The sequence below is a fragment of the Bradyrhizobium sp. UFLA03-84 genome (assembly GCF_002289535.1).
Classification (GTDB): domain Bacteria; phylum Pseudomonadota; class Alphaproteobacteria; order Rhizobiales; family Xanthobacteraceae; genus Bradyrhizobium; species Bradyrhizobium viridifuturi.
In genome coordinates this window covers 510,350-527,717 of record NZ_NSJY01000016.1, presented here as the reverse complement: position 1 = coordinate 527,717, position 17,368 = coordinate 510,350, and the positions used below count along the sequence as shown (strand labels likewise).

The window sequence follows — 17,368 nt, the reverse complement described above, 5'->3', positions numbered from 1 at the left end:
AAATGCCCTTTGGTGCGGTCGTCGGCGCTGCGGGCAATCAGAACTTAGTAAGATATTGATGTTGGTGGACCCGGCAGGAATCGAACCTGCAACCAGACCATTATCAGCGGCGGGGCCAACCCTGATCTCGTATAGGGCAGGGCTCTTATTCAGCGGTTGGGCCAAAGAGCACTTTCACCCGCGAAATGCACCTCAACTCGTTCTTGGCCCCGTAACCTATTGATATCAGATCAAATGCGAACGCGCTCCGAGCGCACCATTTGAACACCTGATCTGTTGCGGCCAAAACGATACCAAGACGTTGGATTCGTTGTGCTCCAAGCTCGGTAAGTGCAAATCCTGGAGCACGTTTGGAAAACACTGCGGCATCAGCACTACACATCCGCCATCCTCTTTGACGGGAGGGATGAAAGTCGGCTATCTCTGGACGCTCGCTTAAGTTGTCGAAATCTGCGTCTCGATTTTGAATTCTCAATTTGGGAATGAACATGCGATCCGGCTTCACTCGGAATGCCGGTCTAGTTCTGGCGCTCATCTTGGTTGCGACCGCGCCACTCTGGATCTCCGCTGCATCTTCTGAGCCGCTTAGAAAGAGCGGCTATGCCGTCGGCTCAGAGCAATGTGGAAGCGGATCATTGTCCTTTCCGCGCATCCAGATCGATATGAAGCGAGGATTTTGTGCGGGGCTTGTCGCGAGCGAAGACGACGGACTGCAGTTTCCACGATCAATCGTGCAGATACCAAGCCGTGAGCAATTTGTCATCGCCGATATGGGAGGCTGGGGACATACCGATGGCAGGCTACTACTGCTCGACCCACATGCCGCCGAAGGCAAGCGTATCAAGGAAGTGATTACCGGCCTCGAATACCCTTTCGGACTAGCGATAGGGCCGGACCAGAAGGTCTACGCGTCGACCGCCGAGACGATCTTTCGCTTTGATCCCTTGGCGAGCAATCCTCGCGGTACCGTTGAGGTGATCATACAGGGCTTGCCTGGCCGCCGAGTGACGCTGTCCGATGGCACAAAGGTGACTGAGAGCAGTCATCCAATGAAGCAGTTCATCTTCGACAGGCTCGGCCGTATCTTCCTAAATGTCGGCTCGCACAGTGACGATTGCATCACAAGGCCTCCAATCGCGAAGCCTTGTCCGGCCGGCGAGGGGTCCTCTCCGCTTGCGTCCGTCTGGATGTTTACGCCCCCGTCGGGGGGCATTTTCCCGGCACTCAAGCCGGCAGATCCCAACCCGCAGCGGGAGATCTACGCAGAGGGTTTGCGCAATTCGATGGCGCTTACCGTTCATCCGCGCTTCCCCGATCCTGGCTATGCCATCCTCCAGGGCGAGAACGGCCGTGACCTGCAGGATGTCTTCAAGCCGAACGAGGAGATCAACGCGCTTGAGAAGGGTAAGCATTATGGCTGGCCCTATTGCTACGATCTCTCAACCGCGAGCCCCGAATTCAAAGCGGTCCTGCAGGTCGGCCGCTACAAGAATCTCTGTAACAATGCCGCACTTTACAGGCAGCCCTATTCGCTGTTGCCGCCGCATGGGGCGCCGCTCGCGATGCTCTTTTATCACGGCAGCAAATTTCCTGAGCTCGAGGGCAAGCTTCTAATCGATCTTCATGGCTATCGCCCGACCGGAAATCGTCTCCTGATCTACGATGTCGACGACCATGGTTTCCCCAAGCTCAGCCCGTCGCCCGTTCGCTATCAGGTAAGTTGCGCCTCGGAACCTACGCGGGCCTTTCAGACCGACGACGGTCCGGTCAAAGCGGCGTCCTATGAGGAACTGATCTCGGGCTGGCACCGCGTCAACGGCGCGCGCCCTCGCGGTGCCCCGGTCGGTATGACCGTGGCCAGCGATGGCGCGATCTGGCTGGTTGAGGACAAGAACCAGACGATCATTCGGATCGATCGGGCCGATAGCGAACCGCCGGCTCCGCTACCTTGCGACATGCGTTCCCAGGCCCAGATCGACAAACTGGTTTCCTTCGTCAAGGCGGATGCACAGAAATCCGGCTATCTCACCTCGGTTCGAGCCAACTTGGTCGAAAAGCACTGCGTCGGCTGCCACACAGATTTTGGCCTCAAGCCCGGCCAGAGCGACCCCGAGAAGGATGAGGCTGTCCTGCGCTTCATGCTGGGGCAGGATGGCTGGATGTATCCTGGTGACCCGGATTCCGGAAAGTTGCGGATCCGGCTCCGCGGCATCGGGGCCGAGAAGCAGATGCCGCCGGGTGGCGAGAGGCTGCCAAAGACCGAGCCAGGCTATACGCGGGTGCTCAATTTTGCCGACTATATGGTCGGTAAGATGGTTCCCGGGACCCGCATGCGCATCAAGCAGGGCCGACCCGACCGCGAGTTCTTCAGCAAGGATGGCAAGGTGTGCGGCGAAATCCCGACCACCAAAGTCGTCGTGGTGACACAAAAGGACGCCAACGGTAAGCCTGGATTCAGTCGCTTCTATCGGCCGGCCGACCCCTTCCTCAATGGCGAATGCAGCGACGGCGATGGCTATTACATCCAGAGCAATTTCTTGGTGCCTCTGTTGTGAGATCTTGCTGGCGACCTGCGCAACAGCAGCCACAGAACCGCAGCTCTTCCAAAGCAATCGGGCTACGCCCGCCGGCGAATACACTTTCGGGATTGAGGGGCCGGCCGTCGACCGCGACGGCAACCTATTTGTCGTCAATATCGGCAGGCCCGGCACCATCGGCAAACTTGCTGCGGGCGCCGCGCAATCGGAAAAGTTCATCGATTTGCCCGAAGGCAGCGTCGGCAACGCAATCCGTTTCGATCGCGACGGCACAATGTTCATCGCTGACTACAAGAAGCACAACATCTTCGTGCTCAAGAGAGGCAGCCCCGAGCCACAGGTCTGGTTTCACTCGGACCAGATGAACCAGCCCAATGACATCACTGTCGCAAGCGACGGTACGATCTATGCCAGCGACCCGAATTGGAAAGGGCATCGCGGTCAGATATGGCGCATTGCGCGAGCCGCCGATGGATCATCGGAGGGTGAGGTAATGACCGCGCCCCGCGCCATGGGTACCACCAACGGCATCGACCTCAGTCCCGATGGAAAACGGCTCTATGTGAGCGAGTCCAATTCCGGCGAGGTCTGGTCATACGCGATCGGTAAGGACGGCTTGACCGATGCGAAACTGATCAAGACATTCGAGCCCGACACGGTTGATGGCCTCCGCACTGATGTCGCCGGCAAGATCTTCGTTGCCCGCATTCTGAAAGGTGCGATCGCCATCCTGAAGCCGAATGGCTCGGTCGAAAGGCAAGTTGGCCTCGGCGGTAAGGAGCCGACCAACCTCGCGTTCGGCGGCAGCGACGGCAAGACCGTCTTTGTCACCCAACGGCAAGGTGGCTACATCGAAACGTTCCGCACCGATCAGGAGGGCCGTGAGCACTGCCTTCAGCAAGGCCGTTGTTAGCCGTGAACAGGTGCCGTCCTTGGACAGATCGAGAGTGGCTAAATGTATCCAATCTATCCAAGTAGGCTCCATTCACCTGGGTTCGCGCACGGATGCAGTCACATTTTGATCGTGATGCTTATTGAATAACATTATGTAATTTATAGAATTATTCAGGTGATGGTCGCTCTGTGAGAACTCTCGGCTGCAGATCATCTGGATACTAAGATTGACTCTTGGATACATTCTGGTCAATTTCCTCCCATAACAAAATCAACCTTGGGAGGACCCGGTGACCGGCAGTTCGGGCGTGCGCGGGCAGAAATTGACACAGACGACAGCCGTGCTGGTGATGTGCGCGGTCCTCATCGTCGTGTTCTCGATTTTCCTGAAGGGCTTCCTGACTCTCGGCAATTTGTTCGCGCTGGCGCGCAACATCTCCATCCTCGGTATCCTCGCGCTTGGCATGGCAGTCGTTGTGATCGGGCGTGGACTCGATCTGTCGCAAGTTGCCTCCTTCGCCGCATCCACTGCGATTGCGATCATTCTGATGAATTCGGGCTACGCGACGCCGATCGCACTTTTGATCGGTTTCGTGATGGCCATCGCCATCGGCGTCCTGAATGGGTTTCTCATCTCGGTGATCGAGATGCCGCCGCTGCTCACGACTCTGGCGTCCAGCCTTGCGGTGCTCGGGATCGTCCGCACCACCGCGGTGCAGCACTACGTCGTCTATCTTTCTAAGGGGCACGACGAATTCTTGCGGCTCGGCGGAAACATCTGGGGCGGAGTCCCGATCTCGATCCTGATCTTCGCGGCTACCGCAGTCGTCGTGCATCTGTTCCTGTCGCGCACCGTGATCGGACGCTTCGTCTATGCTCACGGCGACAATCCAGACGCCGCGCGCCAGACCGGTCTGCCAACCCGTCCGCTGACCATGATCGAATACGCACTGTGCGCTGCGATCGGCTATATCGGCGGTGTCGTGATGGTTGCGCAGACGGCGCTGATGCATCTCCAGGTCGCGGAATCGACCATCATTTTCGACGTCATCATGGTTGTCGTGCTCGGCGGAGTCAGTCTCGTCGGCGGCCGCGGCAACGTGATGAGCGTCATCGCCGGAACGCTGCTGATCGGCGTGCTGCTGAACGGCATGACCATCATGGATATGGACGTGCAAACCCAGAACATCGTCAAGGGAATCGTGCTGCTGATCGCGATCCTGCTCGATTCCCGGCTGCATCCGCGCGACGAGGAGACGTCGAAGCAGGGCGACTGAAGCTCTGCATCGTCAACGGGCCGCAATAATCGGCCGACACAAAAGGGGAGGAAGAAACATGACGAGAGCAGTGCACAGAAGGGCGTTCGCCGGCATCGGGCTGGCGGCGTCGGTGGTTATCGCCGCGCTGGTGGCGGCGCCATCGCAAGCGGCCGGACCACGCGATCAGTTGCGTGAGAAGTTTGACAAGGCGCTCAAGGGCAAAACGGTTGCCTGGTCGCCCGTCTGGATGGGCGTTCTGGAATCCGAATGGACGCGCGTGATGAAGGATCGCTTCGACGATTACGGCATCAAGCTCATTACGCGTGACGCGAACATGAAGTCCGACATCCAGCTGCAAACCGTCAGCGACTACATCAACGAAAAACCCGACGTGCTTGTGGTCCAAAATCCGAACGTCACGCTGCTCGCCAAGGAGCTCAAGCGTGCTATGGACGCCGGCATCTATGTCGTGCAGGTCAACATGGCGTCGAACACCCTGAGCGACGCCTATGTTGGCGTCGATGCCAAGGATCTCGGCACGAAGATCGCTCGCGAAGTGATCAACCAGTGCGGCGGTGGCAAAGGCTCGGGTGAAATCGCGATCCTTGAGGGCGAGGCGACCGCGGCCTATTCGCTCGACATGAAAAACGGCGCCATGGAGGTGTTCAAGACCGATCCGTCGATCAAGGTCGTGTCGTCGCAGCCGACCAGTTGGGACGCCAACAAGGCCGGTGACATCACGACCACCGTGCTGCAGCAACATCCCAAGCTGTGCGGGATTCTCAGCGTGTGGGGACCGCAGACTGCGGGCGCGGCGCAGGCGATCAAGGCGGCCAACATGGGCGACAAGGTAAAGGTGTTCGTCGCCAGCGATGGACAGCCCGCGGATTGCGATCTGCTGGAGCAGGGCGCCTTCTCCGCGAACCTGTCGTATCGCGCCGACGTGCAAGGGCAGACCATCGCCGATGCGGTGATCGCGCTCTTGCAGAGTGGCGACAAGCCAGGCACGAAGAACGTCGCCTATTACACGACCCCCGCCTGGGTGAAGTCGAAGGACGATCGGATGTACTGCTTCAGCATCCCGAAGGGCGCGAAGTAAGCCGTACCGGCGCCCGCGCCCATTGCGGCGCGGGCAGACTGGAGTTGCCGATCCCCATTCCCTGCGTTGTCCCGCCGTTCGGCCGCGCCCGCGCCGAACCCGCCGGAGTCTGTTGATGAAAAGCCTGCAACGAGCCTGGCATCGCCATTCGCCCCAGTTGTTCCTGGGCGAGCTGCTTGAGAAGCGGTGGATGGAGCCGATCATTCCGTTCACGCTCACGATCACGGTGTTCCTGGCCTTCGCGGTGATGATCCCGCGTTACCTGACGGCGGGCAGCCTTCAGGAGCTGATGCGGAATTTCGCGGAGCAGGGGATGATCGCCGTCGCGATGGCCTTCTCCGTGCTGTCGGGCGGCATAGATCTGTCGGTCGGCGCGGTGTTCGCGATGTCGAACTTCCTTGCGCTCTATCTGTACCTTATTGTCGGGTTGCCGCTGCCGGTGATGATCGTGCTGGTCATCCTGTTCGGCGCGGCGATGGGCGCAATCAACGGTGGCCTGATCGCCTACGGCAAGACCCGGCCATTTCTCACGACCCTGGTCGTTCTCATCATCGTCCGTGCGGCCTACAACAAGGTGACGGTCGCGTTCACGAACGAGCTCGCAAGCATCGATAGCGGGTCCAGCACGTGGGATTTCATGGGATCCGGCAGAGTGCTCGGCATTCCCATCAACATGCTGGTGTTGATCTTCCTTGCTGTCGGAACGCATTTCTTTCTCACTCGTGTCAAGCCCGGCGTCCACATCATGGCGGTCGGGTCGAGCCGGAAGGCGGCCCGCCATGCCGGCGTCAACGTCAAGCGCGTGCTGTTCTCGGCCTATGTGATGTCAGGATCGGTCGCGGCACTGGCAGGCATCCTCTATGCCGCGCGTCAGAGCAGCTCGGGCACGGACACCGGCGTCGGCTGGGAGATCAATGCGCTGGCTGCGGTGGTTCTTGGCGGCATCAGCCTTGCCGGCGGTCGCGGCACCATCGCGCGCGCCGTCATGGGCGCGGCGATCATCTTCATGCTTACCAGCGGCATGGTGCGGCTCGGCATCTCCGGCAACCTGACGACCGCCATCATCGGCATCATCCTGCTGCTCGCAGTGGGTTTCAACGTGAAGTGGGTCAAGAACAAGGGAAAGGTGCTGCAAAAGGTCTATGTCACGCCAAGCTGGGTCGATTTCGAGCCGCCGCCGTCGGTCGAACGCGGCAGCGGCACACCGTTCGCGGAGAATGACCGGCTGAAGAACGCCGAGGCGATCGCGCTCAACATGATCGAGGGCCCGGAGGACGTCATCCTTGACCGCAAGGACAATCTCTACACCGTCAACCGCAACGGTTCGATCATCCGCTTCCTCGCGCCCGACTATGCCGTGCGCGAAGAATTCGCACGCATCGGCGGCCGGCCGCTCGGGCTGGCGTTCGATCGAGATCAGAACCTCCTTGTCTGCATCGCCGGCATGGGCGTGTACGGCGTGAAGCCCGATCGTTCGGTCTTCAAAGTCACCGACCGCACGACGCGCACGCGTACACGCCTCAAGGACGACTCCCGGCTCTATCTGGCTGACGATCTCGACGTCGCGCCGGACGGCAAAATATACTTCAGCGAGGCCTCGACCCGCTACGAACTGACCGACTGGGCGCTCGACGGCTTTGAGGGGCGCGGCAACGGCCGGCTGATCTGCCACGATCCAAAAACAGGAATCACCAAGACCGTCCTCAAGAACCTTACGTTCCCCAACGGCATCTGCATCTCCCATGACGGGCAGTCGGTACTGTGGGCCAGCACCTGGCTGTGCCAGATCAACCGCTACTGGATTGCCGGGCCGAAAGCGGGCACCAGCGAAATCTTGATCGACAACCTTCCGGGCTATTGCGACAACATTAACCGCGCATCCGATGGCAAGTACTGGCTCGCCTTCGTCGGCCTGCGTACGCCGGTCTATGACCTTGCGATGCGCAATCCCGTTTTTCGTACCCGCATGGTCAAGCAGATCCCTCCGGATGAATGGCTGTGCCCGGGCATAAATTACGGCTGCGTGGTCAAGTTCGACGACGACGGCGTGGTGACGGAATCGCTCTGGGATCCAGGCGGGCTTTCGCATCCGACCATCACCTCGGTCCGCGAGCACAAGGGCCATCTCTATATCGGCGGTCTCGAGAACAACCGCATCGGCCGTATCCGCCTCGAGGGCGCCGACCCCACCTGGGAAGCGCACGTGTCCTATTGGGGAAGGGCCTGAGCCATGTCTCTGCTTGGCGATCTCGTCGATCGCGTGCTGTTTCCGAACCGGGAACTTCACGTCATTCCGGTGCTCGACGGCGCGTTCTCGCCGAACCAGCGGCTCGATCAAGCCCGCCAACTCGGCGATGAAATCGAGCGGCCGGACGACATCGCGCTCGGGCAGGACGGCGCGCTCTACGTTTCGACCGGCAACAGTATCCTGCGTTGCACGGGAGCCGATTTCGGCACGCGCGCCGTGTTCGTGACGCTTGACGGTCCCGTCGGCGGACTCGCGTCCGCGCCGGATGGCAGGCTTCTGGCTTGCGTCTCTGGTGCGGGTCTGGTGGCGCTTTCACCAGCTGGCCGGATCGTTGCGAAACTCGAGAGCGTCGGCGGTGAGAAGATTTCCTGTCCATTGTCGGTCGCGGTCGCCCCGGACGGGGCTATTTATCTGACCGACGGTTCGCGCACCAACCGGCCTGGCGATTGGTTGACTGATCTGATGCAGAACCGCGCCCCCTCGGGCCGTCTCATCGTTTGCGATGCCTCGCTCGGTCGAGCGAGCGTGCGTGCAGACAAGCTTGCATGGCCGCTCGGCTTGGTCGTTTCTAGCGACGGCAGCGAGGTGTGGGTCGCCGAATCCTGGGCGCATCGTCTGACCGCCTTTTCACGCTCCGGCGGCGATAAGCGCGTGATCGTCAAGAACTATACCGGTTATCCAGCGCGTCTCGGGCCGGGCGCGGACGGGGAGATCTGGATGGCCTTCCTCGCGCTGCGCACGCAACTGACCGAATTTGTTCTGCGCGAACGGGCATTCTGCGAGGAGATGATGCGGACGGTACCATCTGAGCTTTGGATCGGACCGGCGCTGGACGGCCGCCTCAATCCGCGCGAACCGACCCAGATCGGCCGCATCAAGAAGCTCGGCATTCAGAAGCCATGGGCGCCACCGCGCTCGTATGGCCTCGTTGCGCGGCTGGACGCCAAGGGCACGGCAACGGAGACGTTACACAGCCGCGTCGATGGTCGGGTCCACGGAATAACCGCCGTCCGCGCGTTGGGCTCCCGTGTGCTGGCGGTATCCAAGGGACGCGATTGCCTGGTTGAACTGCCGCGTGGCCGCGGCGCACAAGAAGGATGAGCGCCATGCTGGCGGAACCGCAGGCAAAAACCCCACTGCTCCAGGTCGTCAATGGCAGCAAGATCTATGGCGGTCTGCATGCGATCGATGGCGTCAATTTCGATCTGCGGCCTGGTGAAATCCACGCGCTGCTGGGCGAGAATGGGGCGGGAAAGTCGACGCTCTGCAAGGCGATCGCAGGCGCAATCGTGCTGACTTCCGGCGACTATATGATCCAGGGACGCAATGTCTCGTTCGCCTCGCCAAAGGAGGCGCTCGAGGGGGGCGTCGCGATGGTCTACCAGGAATCCAGTCTGGTGCCTTCGATGACGGTGGCGCAGAACCTCGAACTCGGCATGGAGAAGTGGGTCACGGTTTACAGCAAGATCAACATCGCAGCGACCCAGTCACTGCAATCGATGAACTTCAACGTCGACCCACTGGTGCTTGTCGAGAACCTCGGAACGGCCAAGCGGCAAATGGTCGAGATCGTGCGTGCGGTGCGCCACAATGCCCGGGTCTTTATCTTCGATGAACCAACTGCGTCGCTTACGCCCGAAGAGACGCAGCATCTGTTTCATCTTCTCAACACCCTGAAAGAGAAGGGCGCCGGGATTATTTTCATTTCGCACGCGCTCGAAGAGGCGCTCAACATCGCAGATCGCATCACCGTGCTCCGGGACGGCAAGCTGGTCGCCACGATGCCCGCGAAGGACGTTACGCGTGACTCCCTGGTGCGGATGATGGTTGGCCGCGAGGAGACGGCGGCGCAGTACGCGACCCACGGCGCCGATCCGGACGCCCCGAAACCCCATGCGCTGCGCGGCGAGAAGGTGCTTTCGGTCGAGAACGTGACGATGGGGAGCATCGTCAAGAACATGTCTTTCTCGGTGTTCAACGGAGAAGTCGTCGGCATTTTCGGCCTGGTCGGCGCCGGGCGGTCGGAGATTGCACAGATCGTCAGCGGTGCGCGCAAGCGCAATTTCCTGCGCGGCGGGATGATCTATCTGCGGGACAGACCGGTTCGCTATAGGGTGCCGCGGCAGGCGGTGCGCGACGGAATCGCCTATATTACCGAGGATCGCAAGGTCGACGGATTCTTTGAAACCATGACGGTAGATCAGAACATCTATCTTGGTTTTCTGTCGTCGCCGCGTATCAAGCGATTCCTCTACTCTACACGCGAGATGAAGCGGATTGCCGACCAATGGATCTCGGCACTCTCGATCTCGGCGTTGAAGCGAACGCTGAAGATCGTGGAATATTCCGGCGGCAATCAGCAGAAGGTCGTGGTGGGAAAGTCCCTGGCGCAGGAGCCGACAGTGGTCATCTTCGACGAGCCGACGCGAGGGGTGGACGTCAGCGCCATTCCGCAAATCCACCAGGCAATTCGCAAGCTGGCGGGTGAAAATAAGGCGGTCGTCGTGATCTCCTCCTATCTGCCGGAGATTCTGGCGATCTCGGATCGGATTCTGGTCGCACGCGGTGGGCGTATCGTTGAGGAAATGGCACGAGCTGATGCGACCGAAGACAAGATCATGTACGCAGCCATTCATTGATAAGGAGAGCCTTTCATGAGTGCCTATCAGCGGCCTCCCCATTGGAAGGACGCGGCGCGCGACGCCAATGAAGATGATGCGGATGGCGGTCGACTGATGAGCGAGCGGATCGCAAGCGAGATCCGCAGCGCGGTGTTGAGCGGCGAGATGCGGCCGGGCACCCGCATCCGGCAGGAACTTCTCGCGGCGCATTTCGGAGCAAGCCGCATTCCCGTGCGCGAGGCGCTGAAGCAGCTCGAGAACGAGGGGCTGGTGGTGATGGCGCCGAACCGTGGCGCCTGGATTGCGGATGTCGATTCGGAGGAATCGATCGAGATCTACAAGATCCGCGAAGCGGTCGAACCGCTTGCCATCGGGGAAAGCGTTCCGAACCTGACCGACGAGGACATTGAGACGCTTGACCGCATCGTGCGCGAACTCGAGCAGGTGACGACGCTCGAGGAATACATCCAGTTGGACCGGGAGTTTCATCTACGAACTTATTCGCGCGCGCGGATGCCGCAATTGCTGGCGATGGTCGAGCGCTTCTGGAACAGCACGCAGCACTTTCGGCGGCAATTCGTCAGCGAGACCTATGCGAAGGATGGGTTTCCGTTCTCTGACCCCCAGCATGTTCTGATCATGGATGCGATCCGGGCACGCGACGTCGATGCCGCGCAGGTTTTGGTGCGTCTCCACATCCGGCGGACGCGCGTTGTCATTCAAGCCAAGGAGAGTGGGGCGGCGCAACCGCCCCTTGCGAACCGGGCCACATTGCGGCACGCGCGTCTCGGCTCGGTCTATCGCGGAAAAAAGTCCAATGACTAGGTTCAGGAATGCCGGCGTTGTCGGCGGCAGGACAATGATGGCTGCCGGCATTCATAACCGCAGGGTCGGACGCGGCGGGCACTGTCACGACGGCGGCAGGTCATGAGAATGAGTGCTGACTTCGATTCTGCATTGCGTGTGCACGCTTACGAAGAAGCCGCAGGTCAGCTGCGGGCACGTCTCGGACAAACGACCGACGCCTCTCCCGATCACAGAAGGCTGACGGCGCTCGATCTGTTTCGGGCCGCGCCGCGCGAGGCGGCAGCACTGTTCTATTTCGATGCGACGCAGAGCTATGCCGATATCGACGGGTTGAGCGACCGTCTCGCTGGCGTTTTCGCGCGCAAGGGGGTTGGCCGCGGCGACCGGGTTGCCGTCATTCTTCAGAACGTACCCCAGTTCGTGATCGTCAGCGTGGCGGCATGGAAAGTCGGAGCCATCGTCGTCAGCCTCAATCCGATGTACAGGACGCCGGAGCTTCGGAAGCTGTTCAAGGACTGCGAACCCAAGGCGGTGATCTGTCACGATGATCAATGGGACAATGTTGTCCCGGCCGCTGATTCTGTCGATCCCGAACTGGTGCTGTGGACCTCCGCACGTGAATTCCAGATGCGGAACGACGCCCGGGTGCTGCCGGACCCGGGTGCGCCGCCGCCGGCCCAGGCGCTGACCATGGTCTGCGCCGAAGACGCACCCGCGCCGCCGGCGCCTGTCCTGACCCCCAACGACATCGGCTTGCTGCTCTACACGTCCGGAACCACGGGCGTTCCCAAGGGCGCGATGCTCACGCATCGCAACCTGGTGACGACGGCGCTGGTCTGCCGCGATCATTTCGACCTGAACAGCACGTCGCGGATCTTCGGCGTCGCGCCGCTATTCCACATAACCGGCTTCGAGATCCAGATGGTTGCGGCCTTCGCTGCGCGTGCGGCGATGGTGCTGACCTATCGCTTCCAGCCGCAGGTCGCTCTCGATGCCTTCCTCGAATGGCGGCCGACATTCATTATCGGTGCCATCACGGCATACATCGCGTTGATGAATCAGGCCGACGCGACGAGCCGGCATTTCGAGAGCCTTATCCATATCTATTCCGGCGGCGCGCCGATTGCTCCATCGGTGATCGACGCCTTTGCGGAGCGGTTTGGACGGGCGATCCGCAGTTCGTATGGAATGACTGAGCTGACCTCTGCAAGTCATCTTGCACCCAACGAAGGTCCAATTCCCGTCGATCCCGCGTCGGGCGCGCTGTCCATCGGCAGGCCAACGTCCGCGGTCGATGCGATCGTCGTCGACGACGAGCGTCACCCGCTCGGACCGGGCGAACATGGCGAAGTGGTTGTGCGTGGGTCCGGTGTGATGGCTGGCTACTGGAGAAAACCGGCGGAAACCGATGAGGTGCTGACGAATGGTTGGCTCCACAGCGGCGACGTCGGCTTCTTTGACGAGAACGGCTGGTTCTATCTCGTGGACCGCAAGAAGGACATGATCTCAGCCTCCGGGTTCAAGGTTTGGCCGCGTGAGGTGGAAGACGTGATCTACGGCTTTCCAGGGGTGCGCGAGGCGGCCGTGGTCGGTGCTGCCGATCCCTATCGCGGCGAGACGGTGGTGGCTTTCGTCTCCGCGCGGCCCGGTGCCGCAATCGACGTGGCCGCGCTCTCGGGCTTTTGCCGCGCACGATTGGCGGCCTACAAATGCCCTGTCGACATTCGCGTGCTGGACGATTTGCCGAAGACGGAATCCGGCAAGATTACCCGAAACACACTCCGGGACAGCCTGCGCAGCCAGTAAGGAGGACTCAGGTGGATATTACGCAAAGCGAACGCAGCCGAGAACTGGCCGAGCGTATCCAGCGCTTCATGATGGAGCACGTCTATCCGAATGAGCGCCGATATTACCAGGAGGCGGAGCGGCTGGGGCCCTGGGCCGTGCACCCGGTCGTGGAGGAACTGAAGCCGCTCGCGCAACAGGCCGGCTTGTGGAACCTGTTTCTGCCGGCTCACGAGGACGGGCTGACAAACCTTGAATATGCGCCGCTGTGCGAGATCATGGGACGTTCTCATCTGGCTCCGGAGGTCTTCAATTGCAGCGCACCGGACACCGGAAATATGGAGACGATCCTGCGCTACGGTACGGAGGCGCAGAAGGAGCACTGGCTGAAGCCGTTGCTCGCGGGCGAGATCCGTTCTTCGTTTGCGATGACGGAGCCCGACGTTGCCTCATCCGATGCGACGAATGTCGCCAGTCTGATCGTGCGTGACGGCGACCATTATGTGATCAACGGTCGCAAGTGGTATACGACCGGTGCCACCGATCCGCGATGCAAGATCATTATCTTCATGGGGCAGACGGACCCAGCGCACCCGGACCGTCACAAGCGCCAATCGATGATTCTTGTGCCGAAAGATACACCGGGCGTGCATGTCGTCCGTTCGCTACCGGTGCTCGGATTTTACGGCGTACCGGATCGCGCATCCGAGGTGATGTTCACCAATGTTCGCGTTCCGGCCGCCAACATGCTGCTTGGCGAAGGACGTGGATTTGAGATCGCGCAGGGACGGCTAGGACCCGGACGCATCCATCATTGCATGCGGTTGATTGGCCTTTCCGAGCGTGTGCTCGAGCGCATGTGCCGGAGAGCGCTGAAACGTGTTGCTTTCGGTAAGCCTCTAGCCGAGCAAACGGTGACGCTTGAGCGCCTGGCCGAAGCCCGCATGAAGATCGAGCAGGCGCGGCTGCTGACTCTCAGGGCGGCCTATATGATGGATACAGTCGGCAACAAGGCCGCGCGGCAGGAAATCGCGATGATCAAGGTCGTCGCGCCAAGCATGGCACAGACGATCGTTGACTGGGCAATACAAGTGTTCGGTGGAGGTGGAACCAATAACGACCACTTCCTGTCGGCCGCGCTCGCTACGACCCGTTTGCTGCGACTGGCCGATGGCCCCGACGAGGTCCACCGTAACCAAATAGGCAAGCTTGAGCTTCACCGTTGGCTCAATTCTGATCCGGCGCGGACCGGCGGCGCGGCCGATCCCATGTCCCCAGATGAATCTGAATCATGGTCCGAAGGAGGGTTGTGGCCGCGTCCAAAACAGCTCTCGTAGATGGGGTCCGGAAGGTGAGGGCTTGCCGACCTCGTATCGAACTCTCGGGCCTGCCGACGCTTTCGGCAAGCTGGGCAGTGAAAACAGCATCCCGATCGGACAGCGGTTATCTGAATTGCAGGAACCGTTCATTTTCGCGACCGGTTATGGGCAAACCGCGCCGATACCTGATGAACTAGCCTGGGCGCCCGTCGTGCGGAAGCCCTACACTCGGGAAGGTGTCGAAGCCACTCTCGGAAAGTTGCCCCGAAAGTGGTAACTTTTTTCAGAGCTTCGGCCAGACCGAATATGCCCACGATTGAGTCAGAATCAGCCCCCAGTATCCGTAGGTCCGAGTCAAGTTTGGGTCAGAAGGCGACATCGCGTGGGAGGCCCCAGCTCTACTAGGAACTGAGGGCGGCTGCTTCAGCGAGTGCAAGGCGGGCGACACCATGACATGCGGATCTCCGACGAACGGCGGATGACTTAATGATCGCGTCATTGACGCCGAGATCGCGGCAGATGCGCCCGTAAAATTATAGTGTTGTTGGAGTTCGCTGGTTGCCGGCCCCCGCACGCTCACTGCGACGAGCGGGAGGGCACTGCTGGATTCAGTTTAAGCGCGCGACTGTCTACGGACCACAGACTACTCAGGAAGAGTATCGCGACAAACAATATCGCAAATGAATCCGTAACTACCTGCGAAGACATTCGATGACCTCTATGCCGTCCCGATAGCCACGAGCATCAAGCAAACATAGACCGCCGTGATAGCCAAACCGAATATCCGCGCTTCCCTGCGGCCATCCATCGCTCAACTCCGTTATCTGTCGCCGAATAAACCCGGTGAGCGTTGCGCCGTTCCAATTAAATCGGGAACAAGTGGCAATTCTGTCTGTTGGGTTTAAACAGGCTTAAGCGGCCTGATGTTTTTGGAGGACGGCTATTGCTGTTGCAGTCATTACTGCGTTCGCTGCGCCGACCTTTGCTGCTGAAGCATTCTATGCGGTGCAGGACGCCAAGACCAAAAAATGCACCATCACCGAGACGAAGCCGACATCGACTGAGACGACTGTGGTTAGCGGCGACACCGCGAAACTCGATGCGATGCGTGTCATGAACAAGACGCTCAAACCCCTCTACGATACGCTCAGCGACGGTCAGAAAAAAAACTGCGGATCAGTTGTTTTGGAGTCCAATGGGCATGATGTGATCGATCGAACATTGGGCAAGAACCGCTATGCGCCACGAGAGGTAGCTTTTTAGCGCCCTCAGTTTGCTGACCCAGATCCCATCCGTCGCAGGCCCAGTTTCGCTCGCTGGCTTCGGCAGCTTCGCTGCCGCGGCAGCCTCGTAGAGATCTAGGGTGGGAAGGATCCGATCCAAATCGCTCAAGTTCACGAGTTGCTCGCAGGAGCAATCGTCGAGGGCAATCAGCGCATCGATTAAACTTGAAGTCGGGTCTGCAGCCGCTTTGAGATTATCCGCTACAAGCTGTTTACGCGGAGCTCCGTCGATCAGCGTTTTGCGCGTATTGTATTCGGTAGCGGTTTCGGTGATATTTTGGCGACGCACTCAGCGCACGGAGCCGCTGCGTTCAACTCTTGGATAAGACGCGTACGGAATCTGTGCGCTTGACACGGACACGATATCCGTAGAGCTGGATTAGCCTCTCATGGAGGCTTTCCCAATGGAAACCGAACTAGGTATTACCAGCAGTATTGGTAGCAACGCGACCGCAGACATAAAAGAGGCCGCAGATTGCTGCGGCCTTTTTTTCCGATTGTCACCTCCAATGGCGGTAATGATGGCGCCAACCGTAGTGATGACCTCGGTACCAGCCATAGTGATGACCGCGACCCCAACCATAGTGATGGCCCCGACCACCGTGGTGGCCCCATCCATGTCCGTGTCCGTGGCCGCCCTTGACTTGGATGACTTCGCCGGCGGCGCCGGCCATTGCGTGTGCCGTTGCCACCGGCATGGCCGATGCCGACAGCATTGGCGTCAGCGAAAGAGCACAACCAAATGCGATTGCTAAGAGCTTCTTCATCTTAGATCTGTCCTCCCTTTTTATAACCCAGAGATTATCAGTCGACTGTCGAAATGCTCGCTGAACGATGCATTCACCTGTGGTTCATGATTCCGTTTCGCAGCACCTTCCGCTCTCGCGGGAGCGTCGATCGGTTAGCAATATCCGTGGAACGCCATGCGGGTCGCGCGGTTGGTTGGCGGGGCTCATTCTGGAGGACGAAATGAAGCGCACAATTATCGCACTTTCTGCAGCCTGCCTTATCGCTTCGAGCACCGCCGTGTTCGCCCAAGGCGTCTCGAGTAAGTCTCCGGGACATGAGATGCAGGAGAGGGGTTCCAAGAAGGGTAGCCCCGGAGCCTCAGGCTATTCGCCTGGCCAGGAAATGCAGGCGAAGGGTTCAAAAGCTGGCAGCCCCGGCGCCTCGGGATATGCGCCTGGCCAGACGACAGGGTCCAGCACTGGTATGAATCCTGCCGGTTCGACCCGGTCAAAGTAACGATTTGCGGGTCGTCTCAGTCACAGGCGGGGGCGGCCCGCGCTATAAGCGAAGTTCGCGTTAACTCTGGACGGATGGGAAGTTGGCAAAGGCGAACACTCCGCTAGGTGTCACTAGCCCCGAGACAGCGCGAGCGTATTTCCCTGCGGCTGATCAACCGCTCACTCGCTGCAAGAAATCCACTTAGCGTTAAGTTCTCGGTTGAGGTCTTCCTGTGTGCTCCACTCGCGTCGGGCTGTTCCACACTCCGATCAATATCGTCGGAGCTGTT

At 59.9% G+C, this 17,368-nt stretch carries 11 protein-coding genes; all 11 read left to right on the top strand.

The window, feature by feature from the left end:
* The first annotated feature begins 488 nt into the window (after positions 1-488).
* Complete coding sequence (locus CK489_RS32495) at positions 489-2,555, top strand: PQQ-dependent sugar dehydrogenase (protein ID WP_198961072.1); 2,067 nt, start codon at positions 489-491, stop codon at positions 2,553-2,555.
* Positions 2,512-3,450: an SMP-30/gluconolactonase/LRE family protein gene (locus CK489_RS32490; RefSeq protein ID WP_198961071.1), complete on the top strand. Its 939-nt coding sequence runs from the start codon at positions 2,512-2,514 to the stop codon at positions 3,448-3,450. Before CK489_RS32495 ends, CK489_RS32490 begins: the two co-directional genes overlap by 44 nt.
* A gap of 271 nt (positions 3,451-3,721) precedes the next feature.
* A complete protein-coding gene (locus CK489_RS32485) occupies positions 3,722-4,708 on the top strand; it encodes an ABC transporter permease (RefSeq protein WP_095735172.1) in 987 nt (328 codons plus the stop codon).
* Positions 4,709-4,766: 58 nt separating this feature from the next.
* A complete protein-coding gene (locus tag CK489_RS32480; RefSeq protein ID WP_095735171.1) occupies positions 4,767-5,789 on the top strand; it encodes a sugar ABC transporter substrate-binding protein in 1,023 nt (340 codons plus the stop codon).
* A 115-nt stretch (positions 5,790-5,904) separates the two neighbouring features.
* Complete coding sequence (locus tag CK489_RS32475; RefSeq protein ID WP_095735170.1) at positions 5,905-8,016, top strand: ABC transporter permease; 2,112 nt, start codon at positions 5,905-5,907, stop codon at positions 8,014-8,016.
* 3 nt (positions 8,017-8,019) lie between these two features.
* Positions 8,020-9,138: an SMP-30/gluconolactonase/LRE family protein gene (locus tag CK489_RS32470; RefSeq protein WP_095735169.1), complete on the top strand. Its 1,119-nt coding sequence runs from the start codon at positions 8,020-8,022 to the stop codon at positions 9,136-9,138.
* A complete protein-coding gene (locus CK489_RS32465) occupies positions 9,135-10,676 on the top strand; it encodes a sugar ABC transporter ATP-binding protein (protein WP_095735168.1) in 1,542 nt (513 codons plus the stop codon). The genes CK489_RS32470 and CK489_RS32465 overlap by 4 nt, the downstream gene beginning before the upstream one ends.
* 147 nt (positions 10,677-10,823) lie before the next feature.
* Positions 10,824-11,483 (top strand): GntR family transcriptional regulator, encoded by a 660-nt coding sequence (locus CK489_RS32460; protein WP_245350570.1) that lies wholly within the window; start codon positions 10,824-10,826, stop codon positions 11,481-11,483.
* A 108-nt stretch (positions 11,484-11,591) separates the two neighbouring features.
* Entirely contained in the window at positions 11,592-13,271 is a 1,680-nt protein-coding gene (locus tag CK489_RS32455) for an AMP-binding protein (RefSeq protein ID WP_095735166.1), read from the top strand.
* Positions 13,272-13,282: 11 nt separating this feature from the next.
* Positions 13,283-14,587 (top strand): acyl-CoA dehydrogenase family protein, encoded by a 1,305-nt coding sequence (locus tag CK489_RS32450; RefSeq protein WP_095735165.1) that lies wholly within the window; start codon positions 13,283-13,285, stop codon positions 14,585-14,587.
* A 987-nt stretch (positions 14,588-15,574) separates the two neighbouring features.
* Positions 15,575-15,832, top strand: coding sequence for a hypothetical protein (locus CK489_RS41935; protein WP_198961080.1), 258 nt, complete (start codon positions 15,575-15,577; stop codon positions 15,830-15,832).
* Positions 15,833-17,368 lie beyond the last annotated feature (1,536 nt).

Excerpts from the sequence above, each read along its gene's own strand:
- CK489_RS32465 (WP_095735168.1), top strand. The coding sequence starts at position 9,135 with ATGAGCGCCATGCTGGCGGAACCGCAGGCAAAAACCCCACTGCTCCAG.
- CK489_RS32470 (WP_095735169.1), top strand. The coding sequence starts at position 8,020 with ATGTCTCTGCTTGGCGATCTCGTCGATCGCGTGCTGTTTCCGAACCGG.
- CK489_RS32490 (WP_198961071.1), top strand. The coding sequence starts at position 2,512 with ATGGCTATTACATCCAGAGCAATTTCTTGGTGCCTCTGTTGTGAGATC.
- CK489_RS32480 (WP_095735171.1), top strand. The coding sequence starts at position 4,767 with ATGACGAGAGCAGTGCACAGAAGGGCGTTCGCCGGCATCGGGCTGGCG.
- CK489_RS32455 (WP_095735166.1), top strand. The coding sequence starts at position 11,592 with ATGAGTGCTGACTTCGATTCTGCATTGCGTGTGCACGCTTACGAAGAA.
- CK489_RS32475 (WP_095735170.1), top strand. The coding sequence starts at position 5,905 with ATGAAAAGCCTGCAACGAGCCTGGCATCGCCATTCGCCCCAGTTGTTC.
- CK489_RS32495 (WP_198961072.1), top strand. The coding sequence starts at position 489 with ATGCGATCCGGCTTCACTCGGAATGCCGGTCTAGTTCTGGCGCTCATC.
- CK489_RS32460 (WP_245350570.1), top strand. The coding sequence starts at position 10,824 with ATGCGGCCGGGCACCCGCATCCGGCAGGAACTTCTCGCGGCGCATTTC.